The 19,906-nt window shown below is 63.8% G+C and carries 17 protein-coding genes; 7 read left to right on the top strand and 10 right to left on the bottom strand.

Annotated elements, in window-relative coordinates:
- Positions 1 to 109: 109 nt before the first annotated feature.
- On the bottom strand, positions 110 to 916 hold the full coding sequence (locus tag J1C56_RS07465; RefSeq protein WP_214387509.1) for a protein-disulfide reductase DsbD domain-containing protein: 807 nt from the start codon (positions 914 to 916) through the stop codon (positions 110 to 112).
- Between the two features lie 148 nt (positions 917 to 1,064).
- Here J1C56_RS07465 and J1C56_RS07460 point away from each other — a divergent pair, with 148 nt between their 5' ends.
- Positions 1,065 to 1,673: a YqgE/AlgH family protein gene (locus J1C56_RS07460; protein WP_214387507.1), complete on the top strand. Its 609-nt coding sequence runs from the start codon at positions 1,065 to 1,067 to the stop codon at positions 1,671 to 1,673.
- Here J1C56_RS07460 and J1C56_RS07455 read toward each other — a convergent pair.
- From J1C56_RS07455 to thrC, 4 genes are read right to left on the bottom strand one after another with little or no spacing between them, the layout of a single operon-like run.
- On the bottom strand, positions 1,664 to 4,555 hold the full coding sequence (locus tag J1C56_RS07455) for an EAL domain-containing protein (protein WP_214387505.1): 2,892 nt from the start codon (positions 4,553 to 4,555) through the stop codon (positions 1,664 to 1,666). The genes J1C56_RS07460 and J1C56_RS07455 overlap by 10 nt on opposite strands.
- 2 nt (positions 4,556 to 4,557) lie before the next feature.
- Complete coding sequence (locus J1C56_RS07450; RefSeq protein WP_214387503.1) at positions 4,558 to 5,154, bottom strand: GNAT family N-acetyltransferase; 597 nt, start codon at positions 5,152 to 5,154, stop codon at positions 4,558 to 4,560.
- A gap of 15 nt (positions 5,155 to 5,169) precedes the next feature.
- Positions 5,170 to 6,462 (bottom strand): M16 family metallopeptidase, encoded by a 1,293-nt coding sequence (locus tag J1C56_RS07445; protein WP_214387501.1) that lies wholly within the window; start codon positions 6,460 to 6,462, stop codon positions 5,170 to 5,172.
- A gap of 14 nt (positions 6,463 to 6,476) precedes the next feature.
- The gene (gene thrC / locus J1C56_RS07440; RefSeq protein ID WP_214387499.1) at positions 6,477 to 7,874 is read right to left on the bottom strand and encodes a threonine synthase; all 1,398 of its coding nucleotides are present in this window, start codon (positions 7,872 to 7,874) and stop codon (positions 6,477 to 6,479) included.
- A gap of 127 nt (positions 7,875 to 8,001) precedes the next feature.
- On the opposite strand from thrC, the gene J1C56_RS07435 reads away from it, so the two are divergent.
- Entirely contained in the window at positions 8,002 to 8,595 is a 594-nt protein-coding gene (locus J1C56_RS07435; protein WP_214387497.1) for a hypothetical protein, read from the top strand.
- A 17-nt stretch (positions 8,596 to 8,612) separates the two neighbouring features.
- Here J1C56_RS07435 and J1C56_RS07430 read toward each other — a convergent pair whose 3' ends face one another.
- A complete protein-coding gene (locus J1C56_RS07430; protein WP_214387495.1) occupies positions 8,613 to 9,194 on the bottom strand; it encodes a CGNR zinc finger domain-containing protein in 582 nt (193 codons plus the stop codon).
- An 83-nt stretch (positions 9,195 to 9,277) separates the two neighbouring features.
- On the opposite strand from J1C56_RS07430, the gene J1C56_RS07425 reads away from it, so the two are divergent.
- Positions 9,278 to 10,186 carry an alpha/beta fold hydrolase gene (locus J1C56_RS07425; protein ID WP_214387493.1) on the top strand — a complete coding sequence of 303 codons (909 nt, stop codon included), beginning with the start codon at positions 9,278 to 9,280 and terminating at the stop codon, positions 10,184 to 10,186.
- A 24-nt stretch (positions 10,187 to 10,210) separates the two neighbouring features.
- Here J1C56_RS07425 and J1C56_RS07420 read toward each other — a convergent pair whose 3' ends face one another.
- Positions 10,211 to 10,900, bottom strand: coding sequence for an HAD family hydrolase (locus tag J1C56_RS07420; protein ID WP_214387491.1), 690 nt, complete (start codon positions 10,898 to 10,900; stop codon positions 10,211 to 10,213).
- Positions 10,901 to 11,072: 172 nt separating this feature from the next.
- Here J1C56_RS07420 and J1C56_RS07415 point away from each other — a divergent pair, with 172 nt between their 5' ends.
- Positions 11,073 to 12,206, top strand: coding sequence for a site-specific DNA-methyltransferase (locus J1C56_RS07415; RefSeq protein WP_214387489.1), 1,134 nt, complete (start codon positions 11,073 to 11,075; stop codon positions 12,204 to 12,206).
- Between the two features lie 152 nt (positions 12,207 to 12,358).
- Here the strand turns inward: J1C56_RS07415 and J1C56_RS07410 are convergent, their stop codons facing one another.
- Entirely contained in the window at positions 12,359 to 12,970 is a 612-nt protein-coding gene (locus tag J1C56_RS07410; protein WP_214387487.1) for an HAD family hydrolase, read from the bottom strand.
- Between the two features lie 7 nt (positions 12,971 to 12,977).
- A complete protein-coding gene (gene mutY / locus J1C56_RS07405; RefSeq protein ID WP_214387485.1) occupies positions 12,978 to 14,090 on the bottom strand; it encodes an A/G-specific adenine glycosylase in 1,113 nt (370 codons plus the stop codon).
- Between the two features lie 58 nt (positions 14,091 to 14,148).
- On the opposite strand from mutY, the gene J1C56_RS07400 reads away from it, so the two are divergent.
- The 3 genes from J1C56_RS07400 to smc all read left to right on the top strand — a co-directional run bounded on the left by J1C56_RS07400 (position 14,149) and on the right by smc (position 19,052).
- Positions 14,149 to 14,646, top strand: coding sequence for a DUF721 domain-containing protein (locus J1C56_RS07400; protein ID WP_214387483.1), 498 nt, complete (start codon positions 14,149 to 14,151; stop codon positions 14,644 to 14,646).
- A 143-nt stretch (positions 14,647 to 14,789) separates the two neighbouring features.
- Positions 14,790 to 15,533, top strand: a complete 744-nt coding sequence (locus J1C56_RS07395) for a DsbA family protein (protein WP_214387481.1) — start codon at positions 14,790 to 14,792, stop codon at positions 15,531 to 15,533.
- A gap of 60 nt (positions 15,534 to 15,593) precedes the next feature.
- Complete coding sequence (gene smc, locus J1C56_RS07390) at positions 15,594 to 19,052, top strand: chromosome segregation protein SMC (protein WP_214387478.1); 3,459 nt, start codon at positions 15,594 to 15,596, stop codon at positions 19,050 to 19,052.
- A 12-nt stretch (positions 19,053 to 19,064) separates the two neighbouring features.
- On the opposite strand, the gene J1C56_RS07385 is transcribed toward smc, so the two are convergent.
- The gene (locus J1C56_RS07385; RefSeq protein ID WP_214387477.1) at positions 19,065 to 19,826 is read right to left on the bottom strand and encodes a glycosyltransferase family 25 protein; all 762 of its coding nucleotides are present in this window, start codon (positions 19,824 to 19,826) and stop codon (positions 19,065 to 19,067) included.
- Between the last annotated feature and the right edge of the window lie 80 nt (positions 19,827 to 19,906).

Raw genomic sequence — 19,906 nt, 5'->3', positions numbered from 1 at the left:
CTCGTAAGCATAGTGTTCGAGTTGAAACCGGAAGAACGCGCAATCACCTAGCGCAGATGTCGTCCGCGTCCAATGGCCAGCTGGATATAGGAAGCTGGATAGCTCTTGCTCAGGGATAGGGCAAATATCCTTCGACCGCTCCAGCCGCGCTGATCAGCGTGTAGGGCAGGCCTTTGCCGGAGGGCTTTGTGTCAGGGCGTTCGAGCATCTTGACGGTGAACACTGCCTTGCCGCCCTCGATGTGCCGCTCAGGCGTGCCGAGGACGTAGCCGTCCACTCCGGCGACGAAGACGTCCAAAGCGTCAGCGGGGCCGGGTGCCGTCGCCACGATCGAAACGTGCTCGCCTTCGGCCGGCCCCAGCGTGGCGCCGAAATCCTGTTGCGCTGCGCCGGGAAGTGCGGCCAGGGCCGTCTTCACCAGGATGGCATCGCCGGAATTGTCGGGATCGGCGGCAGGGTCGACCTCCAGCTTGGCCTGCACTGGCACGCAGATCGTCTCGCAGACGCCGAGGAACACGTCAGCGGTGATCGTCGCCGGCTCGCCTGGGGCTGCGACTGTGAAGCTGACAGGCAGGCGCACGGAATGGTCGTAGCCGGCCCATTTGGCATAACCGTCGTCATGACGGCGGGGGGCAGGGTAGGAGAAATCGGCGCCGGACACGTTGCGGCTTGCCGAGACGTCGATCTGCGGGGGCACGCCGGAATTGCCAGGATCGCGCCAGTAGGTCTTCCAGCCGCGCTTGAGCTCGATGTCGAGCACGCCCTGCAGCTTGCCGGAAGCATCAGGCGCCCCTGACGTCACGAGGCGGAAACGGCCGCCTTCGGCCTCGAACCAGGCTGACGAGGAAGCGCGGGCAGGGGCAACGGCGAGGAGCGCAGCGCCGAGGCAGATCGCGGAAGGGAACGCAATTTTCATGGCGGTGATTTGATAGCCTCCCGCAGCGTCCGCAACAGGGGGCGCCAACACATCGCATCATTTTTGCGTGACGTTGCCTGTCAAAAGATGAACGCGCCGCGCTGTGCGCCATCTTTCAAGACGGCAGGAAACGCGATACCTTCAAGCCATGGACCTCTTACGCCAGAAAAAAGGCGCATCGCAGCGCGGTTTTCTCGACGATCAGTTCCTCATCGCCATGCCGGGGATGAAGGACGACAGGTTCTCGCGCGCCGTCATCTACATCTGCGCCCATAGCGACGAAGGCGCCATGGGCCTGATCATCAATCAGGTCCAGCCGCTGCTGTTTCCCGATCTGTTGGTGCAACTCGGCATCCTGGACGAGCAGGAGGCGATCCGGCTGCCGATGAAGGCCAAGGACTTCATCGTCCGCAATGGCGGACCGGTCGATCGCAGCCGCGGCTTCGTGCTGCACAGCGACGACTACAAGGTCGAATCCTCGCTGCCTGTCTCCGAGGAGATCTGCCTGACCGCGACCGTTGACATCCTGCGCGCCATTTCCGCCGGGCGCGGGCCGCGCCATGCGCTGATGGCACTGGGCTATTCCGGCTGGGGTGCGGGTCAGCTCGAAAGCGAGATCGCGGAGAATGGCTGGCTGACCTGTCCGGCGACGTCGGAGCTTTTGTTCGACACCGATATCGAACGCAAATACGACCGTATCCTGGCCACGCTCGGCATCGACCTTGCACGGCTCAGCAGCGCTGCCGGTCACGCCTGAGCAAGCGGATACTGCTCTTTCAGCATCTTGAGCGCCTGATCGCCGGGAACCGGCGCGCCGAACATGAAGCTCTGGACATACTCGCAGCCCATCTGCCGCAGTTCGAGCGCGTCGCTCTCATCGGAGATGCCTTCGGCGACCACCGATAGCCCGAGCTCATGCGCCATGTTGACCATCGACTTGAGCAAAACCGCGCGCTTGGGCGAGGTGTCGTCGACGAAGCTCTTGTCGATCTTGATGGTGTCGAAAGGGAAGCGGGTCAGATAGGCGAGCGACGAGTAGCCGGTGCCGAAATCATCGAGCGACAGGCCGATGCCGAGCTGCTTGAGCTTGGTCAGCACGTGGTTGGTCTGCTCGGGATTGTCCATGACCAGAGACTCGGTCAGCTCCAGGCGGAAGCAGCGTGGCTTGAGATTGGCACGGGCGATGACCGAGCGGACGTCGCTGACGAGATCGCGGCGAATGAGCTGGCGGCTCGACAGGTTGACCGACACCGACAGCGGCGCATCGCTGATCTGCTTTTGCCATTCGGCGAGGTCTTCGGCGGCGCGCTGCATGGCGAAAAGGCCGAGCTGGACGATCAGGCCGCAGCCTTCGGCAACCGGTATGAAGTCGCCCGGCGGGATCATGCCGCGGCGCGGGTGATCCCATCTGAGCAGCGCCTCGAAGCCGGCGACGCTGCCGTCTTCCAGCCGCACGATCGGCTGGTAGGCCAGGGTGAATTCCTTGCGCTCGATGGCGCGGCGCAGGTCGGATTCGAGCTGCAGGCGGTCGGTGCCGACGGTCCTGAAGGCAGGACGGAAGGGTTCGATGCGGTCGCCGCCAAAACGCTTTGCCTGATGCATGGCCAGTTCGGCGTCCTTGACCATGTCTTCTGCCGTGGCCTGGGCGGTCGTCCAGGTGATCAGGCCCACCGAGGCGGTCAGCACGATCTCGCGCTTGGCAAAGGTGATCGGCGCCTTGATCGCCTGCTTGATGGCATCGGCCACCGCTGCGATACGAGATGGATCCTGTTCCGACAGCAGCATCAGGGCGAACTGGTCGCCGGCAAAGCGCGACAGCGAATCCTTGGGCTTGAGCAGGCGGTGCAGGCGGCGCGCGATGGTCAAAAGGATGGTGTCGCCGGCCGAAATGCCGAGGCCGTCATTGACCAGCTTGAAGCGGTCGATATCGATGACGAACACCGACGGACGCACCTTCTCTTCGGTGCGGGCAATCGAAATGATCGCCTCCAGCCGGTTCATGAACAGCTCGCGGTTGGGCAAGCCGGTCAGATTGTCGTGCACGGCATCGTGCAGCAGCCGCTCTTCCGATTTCTTCTGCTCGGTGACGTCGACCATCGTGCCAACGCAGCGGATCACTTCGCCATCCGAGCCGATCACCGGCCGCGCCTTGAGCGAGAACCAGTGATAATGGCCGTCGGCGCCGCGCAGGCGGAAGCTCTGCGAGACACGGCCACGGCGGTGCTCCAGCACCACGTCGAGCGTGGTGCGGAAGGTGTCGCGATCGTCGGAATGCAGCACCGGCAGCCAGTTGCGGGCGGCACCGCCAAGGCTGTTGGGCGCGAGGCCGAGCTGGATCGAGACGTCGGGGCGGGTGACGACGCGGTCGCGCAGCACGTCCCAGTCCCAGACGATGTCGCCAGAACCTGAGATCGCCAGCGCCTGCCGCTCCATGTCGCTGAACAGGCCCTGATGGGCACCGCCGCCAGCAAAGGCGTGCTGCATGACGGTAAAGCCGATCAGCAGGATGATCAGGATCAGGCCGCCACCGAGTGCCGGCTGGACGATGTCGTTGTCGAGGATGCCTGTGATCGCCATCCACGAGCCGCTGAGCCAGATCAGCACCATCGCCCAACTGGGCACCAGCATGATGGCGCGGTCGTAGCCGCGGATGCTGAGATAGACGATCAGCCCGAGGCCGGTGAGCGCAGTTGCGGCGAACGAGATGCGCGCGATGCCCGCGGCAACAGCCGGGTCGATGATGGCGACGCCGGCGATGAGCAGCAGGCCGATGACCCAGACGAAGGCGCCGTAGCTGAAATGGCCATGCCATCGGTTGAGATTGAGATAGGCAAACAGGAACACCACGAAGGTGCCGGCGAGCGCCACCTCCGTGCCCGCTCGCCATATCTGCTCGTTGCCGGGTGAGACCTCGATGACCTTGTTGAGGAAGCCGAAGTCGACGCAGATATAGGCAAGCACCGCCCAGGCAAGCGCTGCCGTCGCCGGGAACATCGACGTTCCCTTGACCACGAACAGGATGGTCAAAAATAGCGCCAAGAGGCCGGCGATACCGATGACGATGCCGCGGAACAGCGTGTAGGAGTTGACCGTGTCCTTGTAGGCTTCGGGTTCCCACAGATAGACCTGCGGCAGCTTGGGCGAGGCGAGCTCGGCGATGAAGGTCACCACCGAGTTCGGGTTGAGGGTGATCAGGAACACGTCGGCGTCGGGGCTGGCCTGGCGGTCGAGCGCGAAGCCCTCGCTCGGCGTGATGGCGGCGATGCGGCTCGAGCCGAGGTCGGGCCAGAACAGGCCGGAACCGACGAGCCGGAAATGCGGCGCGACGATCAGTCGGTCGATGACCTGGTCGGTGGTGTTGGCAAGCGCGAAGACGGCCCAGTCGCCGGTGGAGCGGCGCTTGTCATTGGCCTCGACCTCGATGCGGCGAACGATGCCGTCGAGGCCCGGCGCCGTCGAAACCTGGAAGTTCTCGCCCTGATTCCGGTAGATCTCGACGGCGCCGGTGAGGTTGAGCGCGACGTCATCACGGGAAATCTTGATCGGTTCCACGGCCAGGGCCTGCGACACCGCGCAGACGCTCGCGACAATGGAAACGATGAGCGCAAACAACGGCGCCAGCAGGAAATGCTTCGACAAGTTCAGGCCTTCATGGTGACAGCTTGCGGGTCGTCCGCAATCAGTGCGTAGAGGTAGTGGTCATGCCATTCGCCGTTGATCCTGAGGTAGGATCGCAAAAGTCCTTCGCGCCGGAATCCGGCTTTTTCAAGCACGCGTACGGAGCGTGCATTGTCGGGGATACAGGCAGCCTCGATCCGGTGCAACCGAAGCGTATCGAAGGCATGCCGCACGACCAGCTTGAGGGCATCGACCATCAGGCCCTGGCCGGCGTAGCGTTCGCCAATCCAGTAGCCGATATGCCCGGTCTGGGCGACACCATAACGTATGTTGCCGAGCGTGATGCCGCCGACGAGCTTGCCGGTCGAGTTCTGGTAGATGAAGAAGGCGAGCGCCGTGCCCTGGATGAATTCATCCTGGTAGCGCGCGAGGCGAATACGCCAAGCCGAGCGGTCCAGCTCGTCGGGCGCCCAACGCGGCTCCCAGGGCTCGAGGAACGAGCGGCTTTCCGCGCGCAGGGCAACCCATTCGTGGTAGTCGCGCCAGTTCGGCAGGCGCAGGTTCACGCGTTCGCCTTTTAGTGCCGGGGTATCGCGGCGAAAAAGCGAGAGCGAAAACATGCGTGCAAATGCTGCTTATACGGCGAGCTTGCGGGCGGTGGCCTGTGCGCCCGGCAGCGAGTCCAGGATTGATTCGTAAGGCGCGAGCGTGCCGACGGGGCCGACCGCGGTAATGGTCGGGCGGGTCGAGAACAGGCGCGACGACAAGTCGGTCAGTCGATCGACAGTGAGCGCGCCGAGCCGTTCCATCAGCTCTTCCTTGGCAATCGGGCGGCCGAACAGCAGGAGCTGGCGGGCGATCTGCGAGGCGCGGCTGGAGCAGCTCTCTGCCGACATGATCAGGCCGGCGCGATATTGCGCACGGGCACGGTCCAGCTCTTCGAGCAAGATGCTTTCGCCGGTTCGCTGCAGTTCGTTGATGATCACAGGGATCAGCTCGGCGATGTCGCTCTGGCCGGTGGCGGCATGGATGCCGAAGATGCCGGTATCGGAAAAGCCCCAATGGAAGGCATAGACCGAGTAGCAGAGGCCGCGCTTCTCGCGCACTTCCTGGAACAGGCGCGACGACATTCCGCCGCCGAGGATCATTGACAGGACCTGCGAGGCGTAGAAGTCGCGCACATGATAGGCGCGGCCTTCGAAGCCGAGCACGATCTGCGCGTCCATCAGGTCGCGGTCCTCGCGGAAGTCGCCGCCGACATACTGGGCGTATTGCGGAATTGCGCTCTCGGCCTTCGGGCGGAAATTGCCAAGACGCTTTTCGACCTGGCGCACGAACTCGTCGTGCTTCACGTCGCCGGCAGCCACCACCACCATCCGCTCGGCGCCATACTGGCGCGTCATGAAGTCGTGCAGCTGTGCCGAGGTGAAGGATTGCACCGTCTCGGGCGTGCCGAGAATCGAGCGGCCGATGGTCTGGTGGCGGAACGCCGTTTCAGTGAAGCGGTCGAAAACGATGTCGTCGGGTGTGTCGTGCGCGGCGCCGATTTCCTGCAGGATGACGTGCTGCTCGCGCTCGAGCTCGTTCGGATCGAATTCTGAATCCTGAAGAATGTCGGACAGAATGTCGACGGCAAGCGGAATGTCGTCGGACAGCACGCGGGCGTAGAAGGACGTCGTCTCGACCGATGTCGCGGCGTTGATCTCGCCCCCGACATTTTCGATCTGCGAGGCGATCTGGAAGGCAGTCCGGTTCTTGGTGCCCTTGAAGGCCATGTGCTCAAGCAGGTGGGCCATGCCATGCTCGTCGTCGCGCTCGTTGCGCGCGCCTGACTTGACCCATGTGCCGAGAGCGACTGTCTCTACGCTTGGAAGTGTTTCAGTGGCCACTGTCAGGCCGTTCGACAGACGGCTTACCTCAACACCCATATTACGCGTACTCCCTAATCCGCCACTCGTGTGCGGCGGCTAATGTAATCTTCCACCATTTTTATCTCTGATGGAAGTACCGTGAACTTTTCCTTACGTTCCATCAGCCCCGACAGCCATTTTGGCAAAGCGGGCTCGATACCGCTGGCGGCAAGCACCGCGGCGGGGAACTTTGCCGGATGAGCTGTGGCAAGCACCACCATTGGCACGTCGCTTTTGGGCAGGCTGGACGCGACATGCACGGCAGTCGCGGTGTGGGGATCGAGCAGATAGCCGCTTTTCTCGAGCGTTGAGCGAATGGTCGCCGCGGTTTCAGCCATGTCGGCACGACCGGCACCGAATTCGCCGCGGATGCTGGCCAGCGACTGCGCTTCGATGGTGAAGGCGCCGGACTGCTTCAAACTGGCCATATAGCGGCGCACCACCGCCGAATCGCGGTTGGAGGCCTCAAACAGCAGGCGCTCGAAGTTGGACGACACCTGGATGTCCATCGATGGCGAGGTGGTGGCGACCACGCCGGTCTGGCGGTGTTCGCCACTCTTCAGCGTGCGGTCGAGGATGTCGTTGTCGTTGGTGGCGATGACAAGCTGGTCGATCGGCAGCCCCATCTTCTTGGCGGCATAGCCAGCGAAGATGTCGCCGAAATTGCCGGTGGGCACGGTGAAGGAAACCGGCCGGTCAGGTGCGCCGAGCGAGATGGCGGAGGAGAAGTAGTAGACGATCTGGGCCATGATGCGGGCCCAGTTGATCGAGTTCACGCCTGACAGCTGGACGCGATCGCGGAAGCCATGGTCGTTGAACATGTCCTTGACCAGGCCCTGGCAGTCGTCGAAATTTCCTTCGATCGACAGCGCATGCACATTGGCTGCATCAGACGTCGTCATCTGGCGTTGCTGCACCGGCGAGACGCGGCCATGCGGGAACAGGATGAAGATGTCGGTGCGCTCGCGTCCGGCAAAGGCGTCGATGGCTGCACCACCCGTGTCGCCCGAGGTGGCCCCGACGATGGTCGCGCGCTGGCCGCGTTCGGCAAGCACATGGTCCATCAGCCGCGCCAGCAACTGCATGGCGACGTCCTTGAAGGCGAGCGTCGGGCCATGGAAAAGTTCGAGCACGAACGTGTTGGCGCCGGTCTGGACCAGCGGGCACACTGCCTCGTGGCGGAAGGTGCCGTAGGCTTCGCGCACCAGACGTTCGAAAACGTCCTGCTTGATTTCATCACCGAGGAACGGGGTCAGCAATTTGATCGCAAGGTCCGGATAGCTCAGTCCGCGCATGGCGCGGATTTCGGCGGGGCTGAAGGTCGGCCACTGCGCCGGGAGGTAGAGGCCACCGTCGCGTGCCAGGCCGGCAAGCACAGCGTCAGAAAATCCGAGCGTGGGCGCTTCCCCACGGGTGCTCACATAGTGCATATCTATCCAATCCAAGGCTATGCGACCTGCTGCCTATCGGCAGGACGGGAAAACTGCGCTCCGTCAGTCGCATTTTTGCCGCGCGGTTGATATAGAACGACTGCTTTGCGAGAGGGAAGTGCAGTTCATGGTGTTTCGTTTGATCGACGGCCGTTTTCTGACGGCTTTGGCGACCGCCGGCTTTATGCTCGCCGTCACAGGCTGCCAATCTGGCGGCAGCAGCAGCTTTTTGAGCCCCACGCCGAAGGATCCCAAGGTGATCGCGGCTGAAGAGGGCAAGATTCTGGCCAGCGAACTGCTTGCCTATTGCCCGAATGTCACGCTGCGCGACGGCACGGCCTTCTTCAACAGCTATGCCAAGGGCGGCCAGGATGATCCGGCCAAGCTCGTTCATCAGTCGGCGATCACCGACGTCACCCGCAGCTGCACGCGCGCTGACGGCACCATGACCATCAAGGTCGGCGTCGCTGGCAAGGTTGTGGTTGGTCCCGCCGGCGGTGCCGGTGCGATCACCATGCCGATCCGGGTCGCGGTGACCCGCGGCGAAGAGGTGCTTTACTCCGAGTTGCACAAGAACGCCGTCCAGGTGACTGACCCGTCGACGGCAACCCAGTGGGTGTTCACCGTACCGAACATCAACATCCCCAACCCGACGGCGCGCGACATCGTGATCTATGTCGGCTACGACGAAGGTCCGGCCAAGAAGCCTGCGAAGCAGTAACGCTAGAGCTTCGACGGTTAGCTGTCCTTGTGGCGCTGGTAGTAGCGCGCGACGCGCATGCGGTTGCCGCAGCGCGCCGCCGCGCACCAGCGCCGGCGGCTGCTCGCCGGCAAAAACAGCATGGTGCAGTCTTCGGCTTCGCACTTGCGGATGGTCCTGACGCCTGGGTCGGTGAGCACTTGTGCCACCGCTTCGGCCAGTTGCGCGGCGAGATCGGCGATGACCGAGCCCGTACGCCTGGGCTCGGCCGCCATTGACGATCCGGTCCATCGAAGCTCGAGATGAACCGGCGCTGCCGAAAGCGTCTGGTTGAGCTCACGCAGGCTGGCGCCTGACGGCGCCTTGCCATGCCTGACATGATCGACAAGCAGGCTCGCGCATTCGCGTACCGAGCGAATGACCGCGAGGTCGGCTTGCGACAGCCTTGCCAGAGTGTCGCCGCCAAATTCTCCCAGCCGTTCGCCCTGCAGCACCACCCATGCCCGCAACCCGTCAGGCGTCGCCAGATGGTCGATGCTCTCGGCCCCGCTGCGCGCCCGCGTATTGATCAGGTCCAGCCCCAGCAGCTCGCCGGAGAGTGGGGTGATATCGGCGTTCATTCTAACTCCTAAAATGGCAATTGACACGTTAGTCATTCTGATGAACGTTGCTAATGCATAATTCTACTTCAAAGGCATGTGAAATGACAATCCTGGCTTTTCCTCGCGTCGCTCATCGTTATCTCGACGTCGATGGCGTGCGAATCTTCTACCGAGAGTCGATCCCGGCCGAGGCTGGCCCGGAGGCGCCCGTCCTGCTGTTGCTGCACGGTTTTCCCTCGGCTTCGCATCAGTTCCGCCGCCTGATCGACGCCATTGGTAACCACTACCGGGTCGTCGCACCGGACTATCCGGGATTTGGCCATAGCGAGGTGCCGTTGCCGGCAAGCGCGGGCGGAACCTTTGCCTACACGTTCGACCAACTCGCCGACACGATGGAAGGGTTTGTCAAAGGGTTGGGGCTGGACCGCTTCGTCGCCTATCTCTTCGATTTCGGCGCGCCTGTCGGTTTTCGCCTGGCGACTCGGCATCCCGAGTGGTTCGCTGGCCTGATCGTCCAGAACGGCAATGCCTATGAAGAGGGCCTGTCGGAAGGTGCGCGCGACTTCATTGCGCTTAGGCCCGAGCAGCCGGATGCAGAGCAGACGATACGCGACCTGCTGACGCTTTCGGGCACGCGCTTCCAGTATGAAACCGGTATCGGAAAGCCGGAGCTATTGGCACCGGACGGCTGGACGCTCGACCAGCATTTCCTCGACCAGCCCGGCCGCAAGCAGCCGCAGGTCGACCTGGCATTCGACTATCACAGCAACGTCACGCGGTACGGTGAATGGCAGGCCTGGCTGCAGCAGCATCGGCCACGGACGCTGATCATATGGGGCAAGGACGATCCGTTCTTTCCGGAACCGGGTGCCCACGCCTATCTCCGCGATGTGCCCGAAGCAGAGCTGCATCTGTTTGAGACCGGGCACTTCGCGCTTGAGGAGAAATTGCCCGAAATGGTGCCGCTGATCGCCGATTTTGTCGATCGGACGTGGCCTATGCCCGGCTAACCCGGGACGTTGCAGGAATGCGCGTCAGGCGTGCTCCGACCACATGCTGAGTGCCTGGAGCACGCCGCCAAGGTCGACCCAGCGGCGAATCACCGTCTCGGCGCCAGCCTCGGTCAGCATGTCGGCATGGCCAGGATAGCTGTGGGCGCCGCCGGTGAAGCCGATGACACGCATGCCGGCTGAGACGGCACCTGCGATGCCGTGAACCGAATCCTCGATGACGAAGGTCCTGGCCGGGTCGGCACCGTAGGTGCTTGCGGCGTGCAAGAAGACGTCGGGCGATGGCTTCGGCTTCTTGCTCGGCGTTTCCAGCGCCGAAAAGATCCGGCCCTTGAACAGCGGCAGGATGCGGGTGCGATCGAGCATCATCTCGATGCGCTCACTGGTCGAATTGGAGCAGATGCAGCGCGGCGCGGTGACGGCTGCGACGGCCTCATGCACGCCGTCGATGGCGCGCACGTCCGTCTTCAGCTTGCGGTCGACAAGTTCCTCGGCATGGCTGATCAGCGAGGCCTGGAAGGGGATGGCCGCCTTCTCCTCGATCTTCAGCATGATGTCCTTGAAGGTCAGCCCGGCATAGCTCTCGGCGATTTCTTCAGCTGATATCTCGAAGCCGGCTGATGTCAGCAGCTCCGCTTCGACGCGGGCGGCGATGATTTCTGAATCGACGAGCACGCCGTCGCAATCGAATATCACTAGGTCTGGCTGGGTCATGACGGTCCGGGAAACTGGTGCGGCGCCGGGGCGCGGACGGAAAAGTTCAAGGCGCGGCGATTACACCATTCCGGCCCGATCCGCAAATTAGAACGCCCGCTTCATCAATTGTTTACGCTGATCGGTAACCATAACGGCGAGTAAACAGTAACGCGTCATCCCGGGTATCAGAATGTCAGCAGTGCGTCCTCTCGACCAGCTTTCCCGCACGCCCAAGCCGTCCGAATGGCTCGACACCATCATCAAGGGCGACTGCGTCGCGGCACTCGATAGGCTGCCGGCCAATTCGGTCGACATCATTTTCGCCGACCCACCCTACAACCTGCAGCTCGACGGCGACCTGCACCGTCCGGACCAGTCGAAGGTCGACGCGGTCGACGATCACTGGGACCAGTTCGAAAGCTTCGCCGCCTACGACGCCTTTACCCGCGCCTGGCTGCTTGCCGCCCGCCGAGTGTTGAAGCCCAACGGCACGATCTGGGTCATCGGCTCCTATCACAACATCTTCCGCGTCGGCGCGACGATGCAGGACCTCGGCTTCTGGATCCTCAACGATGTTGTCTGGCGCAAGACCAACCCGATGCCGAACTTCCGCGGCCGCCGTTTCCAGAACGCCCATGAGACGATGATCTGGGCTTCGCGCGACCAGAAGGGCAAGAACTACACCTTCAACTACGATGCGCTGAAGGCCTCCAACGACGATGTCCAGATGCGCTCGGACTGGCTGTTCCCGATCTGCACCGGCGGCGAACGCCTGAAGGACGATGACGGCAACAAGCTGCATCCGACGCAGAAGCCGGAAGCGCTGCTGGCGCGCATCATGATGGCCTCGACCAAGCCCGGTGACGTGGTCCTCGATCCGTTCTTCGGCTCGGGCACGACGGGTGCGGTTGCCAAGCGTCTCGGCCGCCACTTCGTCGGCATCGAGCGCGAGCAGGCATATATCGACGCCGCCAATGAGCGGATCGCTTCTGTGCGTCCGCTGGACGGCCCGTCGCTCACCGTCTTGACCGGAAAGCGCGCCGAGCCGCGTGTCGCTTTCGGAAGCCTGCTCGACATGGGCCTGCTGGCGCCCGGCGCGACGCTTTACGACGCCAAGAAGCGTTGGGCGGCAAAGGTTCGCGCCGACGGCACGCTGGCGATCGGCGACACCGCCGGTTCGATCCACCGCGTCGGCGCCTCGGTCCAGGGGTTAGACGCCTGCAACGGCTGGACTTTCTGGCACTACGAGCGCGCCGGCGGCCTGACCCAGATCGACGAACTGCGCCGCATCGTGCGTGTCGGCATGGAAAAGGCGGGAGCCTGAAGATTCACGCGCGCCGGTCTGTCCGGCGCGCGGGCGCAGGCATCATTGGTAGTCGGTTCTGGACCTTCAGAGGCCGCGCCGCCCCTGCCATAGAAATCGAATTCCGGCAGCCAACCTAGCCAGCCCGGATTCGTCGATCGGCCGGTTTCCAGTCACCGTCCGATCCCGAGACGCTCGAGGTCCGCCTCGAGCGTTTTCGCATTTGTGAACAGCACCGCCTGCCAGCCGGCGTCGATGGCGGCATTCACGTTCTTCTGGCTGTCGTCGATGAACAGCGAAGCCTTCGGGTCGAGCCCGAAGGTCTCGACATGCAGTTCGTAGATGCGCCGGTCGGGCTTGATCAGCCCGACATCGCCCGAAACCGTCACGCCACGCGGCTTTTCGAGGAACGGGAAGCGCCCGCGCGCCTCGCGGAACGTGTCGGAGGCCCAGTTGGTCAGCATGGTCACGTCGTGGCCGGCGGCGACCAGACCTTCCATGAGCGCGACGCTGTCTTCGTAGTGGTGCGGCACCATGTCGTGCCAGTGCTGGCGGAAGGCGCGGATGCTCTTTTCGTGCTCGGGGAAGTCGGCGATCAGCAGTGCTTCGGCCTCTTCCCAGCTGCGGCCGCGATCCTGCTCGATGTTCCACTCGCTGGTGCAGACATTGTCGAAGAACCAGCGGCGCTCGACCGGGTCGGGGATGATGCGGCTGAACGGGATATCCGGGTCGTAATGGATCAGCACCTTGCCGATGTCGTAGACGATGTGGCGGATTTCGCTCATGGTTTCGCTATTGTCCTCGTTTCGTTGCGCCCGGTATGGCAGCTTCGATGACTTTTTTCATGACGCTTGGCAAGGCTTCGCCGGCGAGGTCCGCGGGGAGCGACCAGAAGTGGCCGTCGGGCGCCTGATCCGAGGTCGCTTCGGCTCGGAAGACGTCGAGATCGAGGGCAAAATGGGTGAAGACGTGAGCGATCGAACCCGCGCGTTGCCAGTTCGCGGCAAAGGGCGCGCTGTCGGCGCCGGTGGCGCCATCGACGCGTGACGTCCAATCTGTTGTCGGCACCTCGGTCATGCCGCCAAGCAAGCCTTTGCCCGGGCGCTTGCGCAAAAGCACGGCGCCATCGCTCCTGACAGCCACGAACGCAGCACCCCGCCGCTGGGGCCGCTCGGCCTTGGCCGGCTTGACCGGGTAAAATTCGGGATCGCCAGAGACGACAGCGCTGCAGTCCGAACGCAACGGGCACAGCATGCAGCGCGGGCGCCGCGGCGTGCAGATGGTGGCGCCGAGGTCCATCATCGCCTGGGCGAAATCGCCTGGCCGCGCGGCAGCCAGCATGCGCTCGACATGGGCGCGGATTTCCACCTTGGCCTGCGGCAGGGGAGTCGCGATGGAAAACAGCCGCGTGACCACGCGTTCGACATTGCCGTCGACGACCGCAGCTGGACGGTTGAAGGCGATAGAGGCGATTGCCGCGGCGGTGTAGGGTCCAACGCCGGGCAAGGTGCGCAGGCCGTCTTCGCTGTCGGGAAAGCGTCCGCCGGGCAGGGCGGCCACCGTCTCGGCACAGACCTTGAGGTTGCGGGCGCGGGAATAGTAGCCGAGCCCGGCCCAGGCCTTCATGACGTCTTCGGTCTCGGCGGCGGCCAAGGCGCCGACATCAGGCCACTTCTCGAGAAACGCGCGGAAATAGGGCTTCACCGCCTCGACGGTGGTCTGTTGAAGCATGATTTCGGACAACCAGACACGGTAAGGGTCGGGGCGAATGCCGCGTTTCAGGTCGCCTGGCGGTGTGCGCCACGGCAATTCGCGATGGTGAGCATCGTACCATTCGAGCAGCAGTGTCGCGATCCTGCCGTCCACATCGGTGGCGCGCTTGCGGCTGTCGGTTGGGGATGTCATTGATGAACTGGACTGCCTTCGGCGTTGCGTGTCGACAGGGGTATTTCTGGAGAACGACATGGCAGGGAAAAGATGGACGGGCAATCCCGTTGCGGTCAGCGATCTGGCAAACGCCATTCTCGATCCCGTCCTGCGCAAGCGCACCGGCATCTCCGTCGGGCTTGTCCAGTCATGGGAAGAAATCGTCGGTCCCCGCCTTGCCCACAATACCCGCCCGGAGAAGATCCAGTGGCCGCGCCGCATGCATGAGGACGACCCGTTCGAGCCGGCGGTGCTGATCGTCGCCTGCTCGGGACCGGCAGCGCTCCATCTCCAGCACGAGACCGGCGAGATCATCGGCCGGGTCAATTCCTATCTCGGCTTCAACGCCGTCGGCCGCATTCGCATCGTGCAGAAGCCGGTGTCTTCGGCTGCCGCCAAGGCTCGTCCGCGCCTGCGCAAGCTCACCGAAGCCGAGCAGGGCAAGCTTACGGGAGCAGTAAGGTTCATCGAGGATGAGGGACTGAAAGCATCGCTCGAAAAGCTGGGCGCGAGCATTCTGGGCAGCCGAAAGTAGAAAATGCCGGCTTTCTCGCGCTTTCGTGATTGAAAGTGCGGCAAATTGCGATTGGTTTGGGGACAGCCATGCCTTAATTCGCGCCAACTATCGCTTTCACGTAACCGCACATTGCAAAATCCAACCATCGTCAGGTGATTCGTATGCTTCGTTCGATTTCTCGCAGGACCGCACTTACCGGGCTGGCCGCCGTTTCGGCAGCCGCGCTGCTTTCTGCCTGCAGCGACTCCGGCGAGCAGGCCAACGCTGCGACGCCCAAGCCTGCCGAGCCGGCAACGCCTGCCGCAACTCCGGCTGCTCCGGCAACGCCTGCCCAGGCGGTGAAGGTGCCCGAGGCACAAGGCACTGTGGACATGGCGAAGCTGCTCGAAGCCGGTAGCCTGCCTGACATGATCATCGGCAAGGCCGATGCGCCCGTCACCATCGTCGAATACGCCTCGATGACCTGCCCGCACTGCGCGCATTTCCATGAGACGACGCTGCCGGCGCTGAAGACCAAGTACATCGACACCGGCAAGGCTCGCCTGATCTACCGCGAGTTCCCCTTCGACCCGCTGGCCGAGGCAGGCTTCATGCTTGCGCGCTGCTCGAAGGATAACTACTTCCCGATGGTCGACGTGCTGTTCAAGCAGCAGCAGAACTGGGCCGGTTCGCAGAACCCCAAGGACGCGCTGCTGCAGATATCCAAGCTCGCCGGCTTCACACAGGAGTCTTTCGAGGCCTGCTTGACTGACCAGAAGCTTCTGGACGATATCAGGGCTGTGCGCGCCCGCGGCGAGAACGATTTCAAGGTCGACTCGACGCCGACCTTCTTCATCAACGGGAAAGTCTACAAGGGGGCAATGACGATTGAAGAAATGTCGGCGGTTATCGACGGCATGCTCTGATAGGTTCATGGCGCCGAGGCAACACGGCTTCGGTGCACCCTTCCGTGCGGATTGGCGCGAATGAAGTTTTCGCGCCTCCGCCTTCTCGGTTTCAAATCCTTTGTCGAACCCGGCGAGTTCGTGATCGAACGCGGCCTCACCGGAATCGTCGGGCCGAACGGCTGCGGCAAATCCAATCTGGTCGAAGCGTTGCGCTGGGTGATGGGCGAAAGCTCATACAAGAACATGCGCGCTTCGGGCATGGACGACGTCATCTTCTCCGGTTCCGGCACGCGCCCGGCGCGCAACACCGCCGAAGTGACACTGTTCCTCGACAACACCGACCGCACGGCGCCCGCCTCCTTCAACGACGCCGACGAATTGCAGGTGTCGCGCCGCATCGAGCGCGAGGCGGGCTCCGTCTATCGCATCAATGGCAAGGAAGCCCGCGCCAAGGACGTGCAGCTGCTGTTCGCTGACCAGTCGACAGGCGCGCGCTCGCCGTCGATGGTGGGGCAGGGCCGCATCGGCGAACTGATCCAGGCAAAACCGCAGGCACGCCGTGCACTGCTCGAAGAAGCCGCCGGCATATCAGGCCTGCATACTCGTCGGCACGAAGCCGAGCTGCGCCTGCGCGCCGCGGAACAGAATCTCGAACGCCTCGACGACGTCGTCGGCGAACTCGAAAGCCAGATCGAAAGCCTGAAGCGCCAGGCGCGCCAGGCGTCGCGCTTCAAGAACCTGTCGGCCGATATCCGCAAGGCGGAAGCCACGCTGCTGCATCTGCGCTGGACGCTGGCCAAAGTGCAGGAAGGCGAGGCGCAGTCGGCGCTGGCAACGGCAACAGCACTCGTCGGCGACCGCGCAGCTGCCCAGATGGCGGCCGCCAGGGATCAGGCCATCGGCGCCCACAAATTGCCCGAGATGCGCGATGCCGCAGCTGCCGCGGCCGCGACCTTCCAGCGCCTGTCCATCGCCCGCTCGCAGCTCGAGGAAGAAGCCGGCCGCATCAATTCGCGCCAGAGCGAACTCGACCGGCGCTTGCAGCAGCTCGATGCCGACATCGCGCGCGAACAGCGCATGATCGGCGACAACGCCGCGATCCTGTCGCGTCTCGATGCCGAGGAAAAGGCGCTCAACGACGAAAACGCCGGCGCGACCGATCGCGAGACGCATACGCGAGCGGCCTTCGAGGAGGCGATGGCGACGCTGGCGCTGACCGAGGCAGAGCTTGGCCGGGTGACGGCTGAGCGCGCCGAAGCTGCGGCCGGCCGCACCCAGGCAGAGCGTGCAATGCGTGACGCCGCCGAGCGCCGCGACCGTTTTGCCCGCCAGCTAAGCGAGCTCGACCGCGAGGCGGGCGAGATTGCGGCGCGCATTTCGGCACTCGCCGACCCGGCCGAAAAGCAGATGCTTGCCGAAGCGGCACAGGAAGCGCTGGAAGAAGCCGAATTCGCGGCAACCGAGGCCGAGCGCGCCGTCACCGAAGCCCGGCAAGCCGAGGCTTCGTCGCGAACGCCGTTGCAGGAAGCCAAGGCCGAGCTGGCGCGGATCGAGACAGAGGCGCGAACACTGGCCAAGATCATCAATGCGGCGTCAGGTGACCTTTTCCCTGCCGTGCTGGAGCAGATCGGCGTCGAACGTGGGTTCGAGACAGCACTCGGTGCTGCCCTTGGCGACGATCTCGAAGCAGCGCTCGATCGCGCCGCACCGGTGCATTGGGGTGATGCCAAGGTGGCGCCGAGCGATCCGAAGCTGCCGGAAGGTGCACGCAGCCTTGCCGAAGTCGTCCGCGCGCCACATCAGCTGGCACGCCGCCTCGCACAGATCGGCGTCATCGATTCCGCCGACGCGACAAGGCTGCAGCCGCTGCTGGCGCCCGGCCAAAGGCTGGTCAGCAAGCAAGGTGGGCTGTGGCGCTGGGACGGGCTGACGGCAAGCGCCGATGCACCGACCGCCGCCGCGCAACGCCTTGCCCAGAAGAACCGGCTTGCCGAACTCGATGCCGAGGCAGTCCAGGCCACGCTTGTGGTGCGCTCTGCCGAGGAAGCTTTGGCGCGCGCCGAAAATGCCCTGCGCGAAAGCACCGAGGCTGAGCGCCAGGCGCGGCAGGCATGGCGCGACGCCCAGCATCAGGTCGGCGCCGCCCGCGATGCCCTGGCTCAGGCCGAAAAGGCTGCCGGCGAGCTGACCAGCCGCCGCGCTGCCTTGGACGAGGCACGTGCTCGCGTTGCCGACACGCATGAGGAGGCGCAGGCCGGTTTCGTAGAAGCCGAGGACATGCTTGGCTCGGCGCCCGATCTCGCCGATCTCCAGGCACGACTGGAACAGCTTTCCGGCGCGGTCGCGCGCGATCGTTCGGCGGTCGCTGATGCCCGTGCCGTGCATGACGGCCTCAACCGCGAAGCCGAGGCGAGGGTGCGTCGCCTGACGGCAATTGCCGCCGAACGCCAGAGCTGGGTACTGCGTGCTGAAAGTGCCGCCGAGCAGGTCGAAGCGCTGGCCGAGCGGCGCGAGGAAGCCGCTGCCGAGCGCGAGGTGCTGGCCGAAGCGCCCGACGAACTCGACGCCCGCCGCCGGGCGCTGATGTCGCAGTTGGCCCAGGCCGAGGCGCTGCGCAAGGAAGCGTCCGACCGGCTTCAGGACGCCGAGAACAAGCAGGCCGTGCTCGACAAGGCCGCAACCGCCGCCATCCAGGGATTGGCCGAAGCGCGCGAGGCCCGCGCGCGCGCAGAGGAGCGGCTGACTGCCGCCGACGAGCGCCGTCGCGAGGTCGAGGCGCGCATCCAGGAAGTGCTGGCGACGCCGCCGCATCTGGTCATTCGCCATACCGGCCTCGAGGTTGATAGCCCGATGCCGGATCCTGTCGAGATCGAACGAACGCTGGAGCGCCTCAAGATCGAGCGTGAGCGGCTGGGCGCCGTCAACCTGCGCGCCGAAGAAGAGCAGAAGGAATTGTCGGACCGCCTGGAAGCAATCGTCTCCGAGCGCGAGGACATCATCGAAGCGATCCGCAAGCTGCGCCAGGGCATTCAGGGGCTGAACCGTGAGGGTCGCGAGCGCCTGCTGGCAGCCTTTGACCTGGTCAATGGTCACTTCAAGCGGCTGTTCACCCATCTGTTTGGTGGCGGCACCGCCGAGCTTCAACTGATCGAGTCGGAAGACCCGCTCGAAGCCGGTCTCGAAATCCTGGCCCGTCCGCCTGGCAAGAAGCCGCAGACAATGACGCTGCTGTCCGGCGGCGAGCAAGCTTTGACGGCGATGGCGCTGATCTTTGCAGTGTTCCTAACCAATCCAGCGCCGATCTGCGTGCTCGACGAGGTCGATGCGCCGCTCGACGACCACAATGTCGAGCGCTTCTGCAACCTGATGGACGAGATGGCCGCGTCGACCGAGACGCGTTTCGTCGTCATCACCCACAACCCGATCACCATGGCGCGGATGAATCGGCTGTTCGGCGTGACCATGGCCGAGCAGGGCGTGAGCCAGCTGGTATCAGTCGATCTCCAGGTCGCTGAATCCCTGCGCGAAGCGAGCTGATCTTGGACGGCGCTATTTGAGCTTGAGGCTGTAGTGCTTGCGGTGGCGCCGGTAGTTGATCTGGCGCAGCGCGGTCTGACCGAGCGCCTTGACCGATACGGTCCAATGCCGCTTCATTTTGACCTCGTTGCGGTCGGCTTCGATCAGGCTGCCGCCGAGTTCGGCGCTGACGTCGGTCACGAGGTTGGGCTTGACCGACAGCACCCGCAATTTGAGCTCCCAGAAAAACTTTATGTCTTCGTCGATTTGACGGTAGACGGTGGCTCGGCTCAGGAAGCTCTCCGCGCCACGCCGGGTGATGAGATAACCGACCATGCCGGCGGTGGGGCTGCCATGCGAAACGATGGCGATGTCGGCCACCCCAACCGATTCCACGACCGGTCGATCCTGGAAGTCGAACAGCTTGAGAATGTCCCATTCGACAGGCGCTTGCTGCAGCGCCGCGACGCGCGCGGCGAAGGCTGCCGGCTCCAGCAGGCGGAAATCGTCCTCGAGGATGAGAGCCACTGGCTCGTCAGTATCCAGGAACGCGCGCATTGCCTTGCGATGGCTGGCATAGGCAGCCACTTCCGCCGGTGCCAACGGTCGCTTCGACCGCTTGCGGTTCTGCCTGGGGTCGTAAAGGCCAATAGTTTCAGCGCATTGTGGAGTAAGGCCCTCGACGAATACGAAGGGCCACGAAAGCGCGGAAAGCTGTGCGTGCGCCGATTTGCGACGGGGCCCAGCTTCGGCATCGACTGTCACGATGAACGTGACCGGTAACGACGAAGTCATGTAGTGGCTCGCTTATATGCGTGTACCGCTAAACTACGCGCAACCATTGGGCAACATGGCCACGCGTTCGAACGCACTGA

This window comes from Aminobacter anthyllidis (assembly GCF_018555685.1).
Classification (GTDB): Bacteria; Pseudomonadota; Alphaproteobacteria; order Rhizobiales; family Rhizobiaceae; genus Aminobacter; species Aminobacter anthyllidis.
This window is presented reverse-complemented; position numbering and strand designations above follow the sequence as displayed.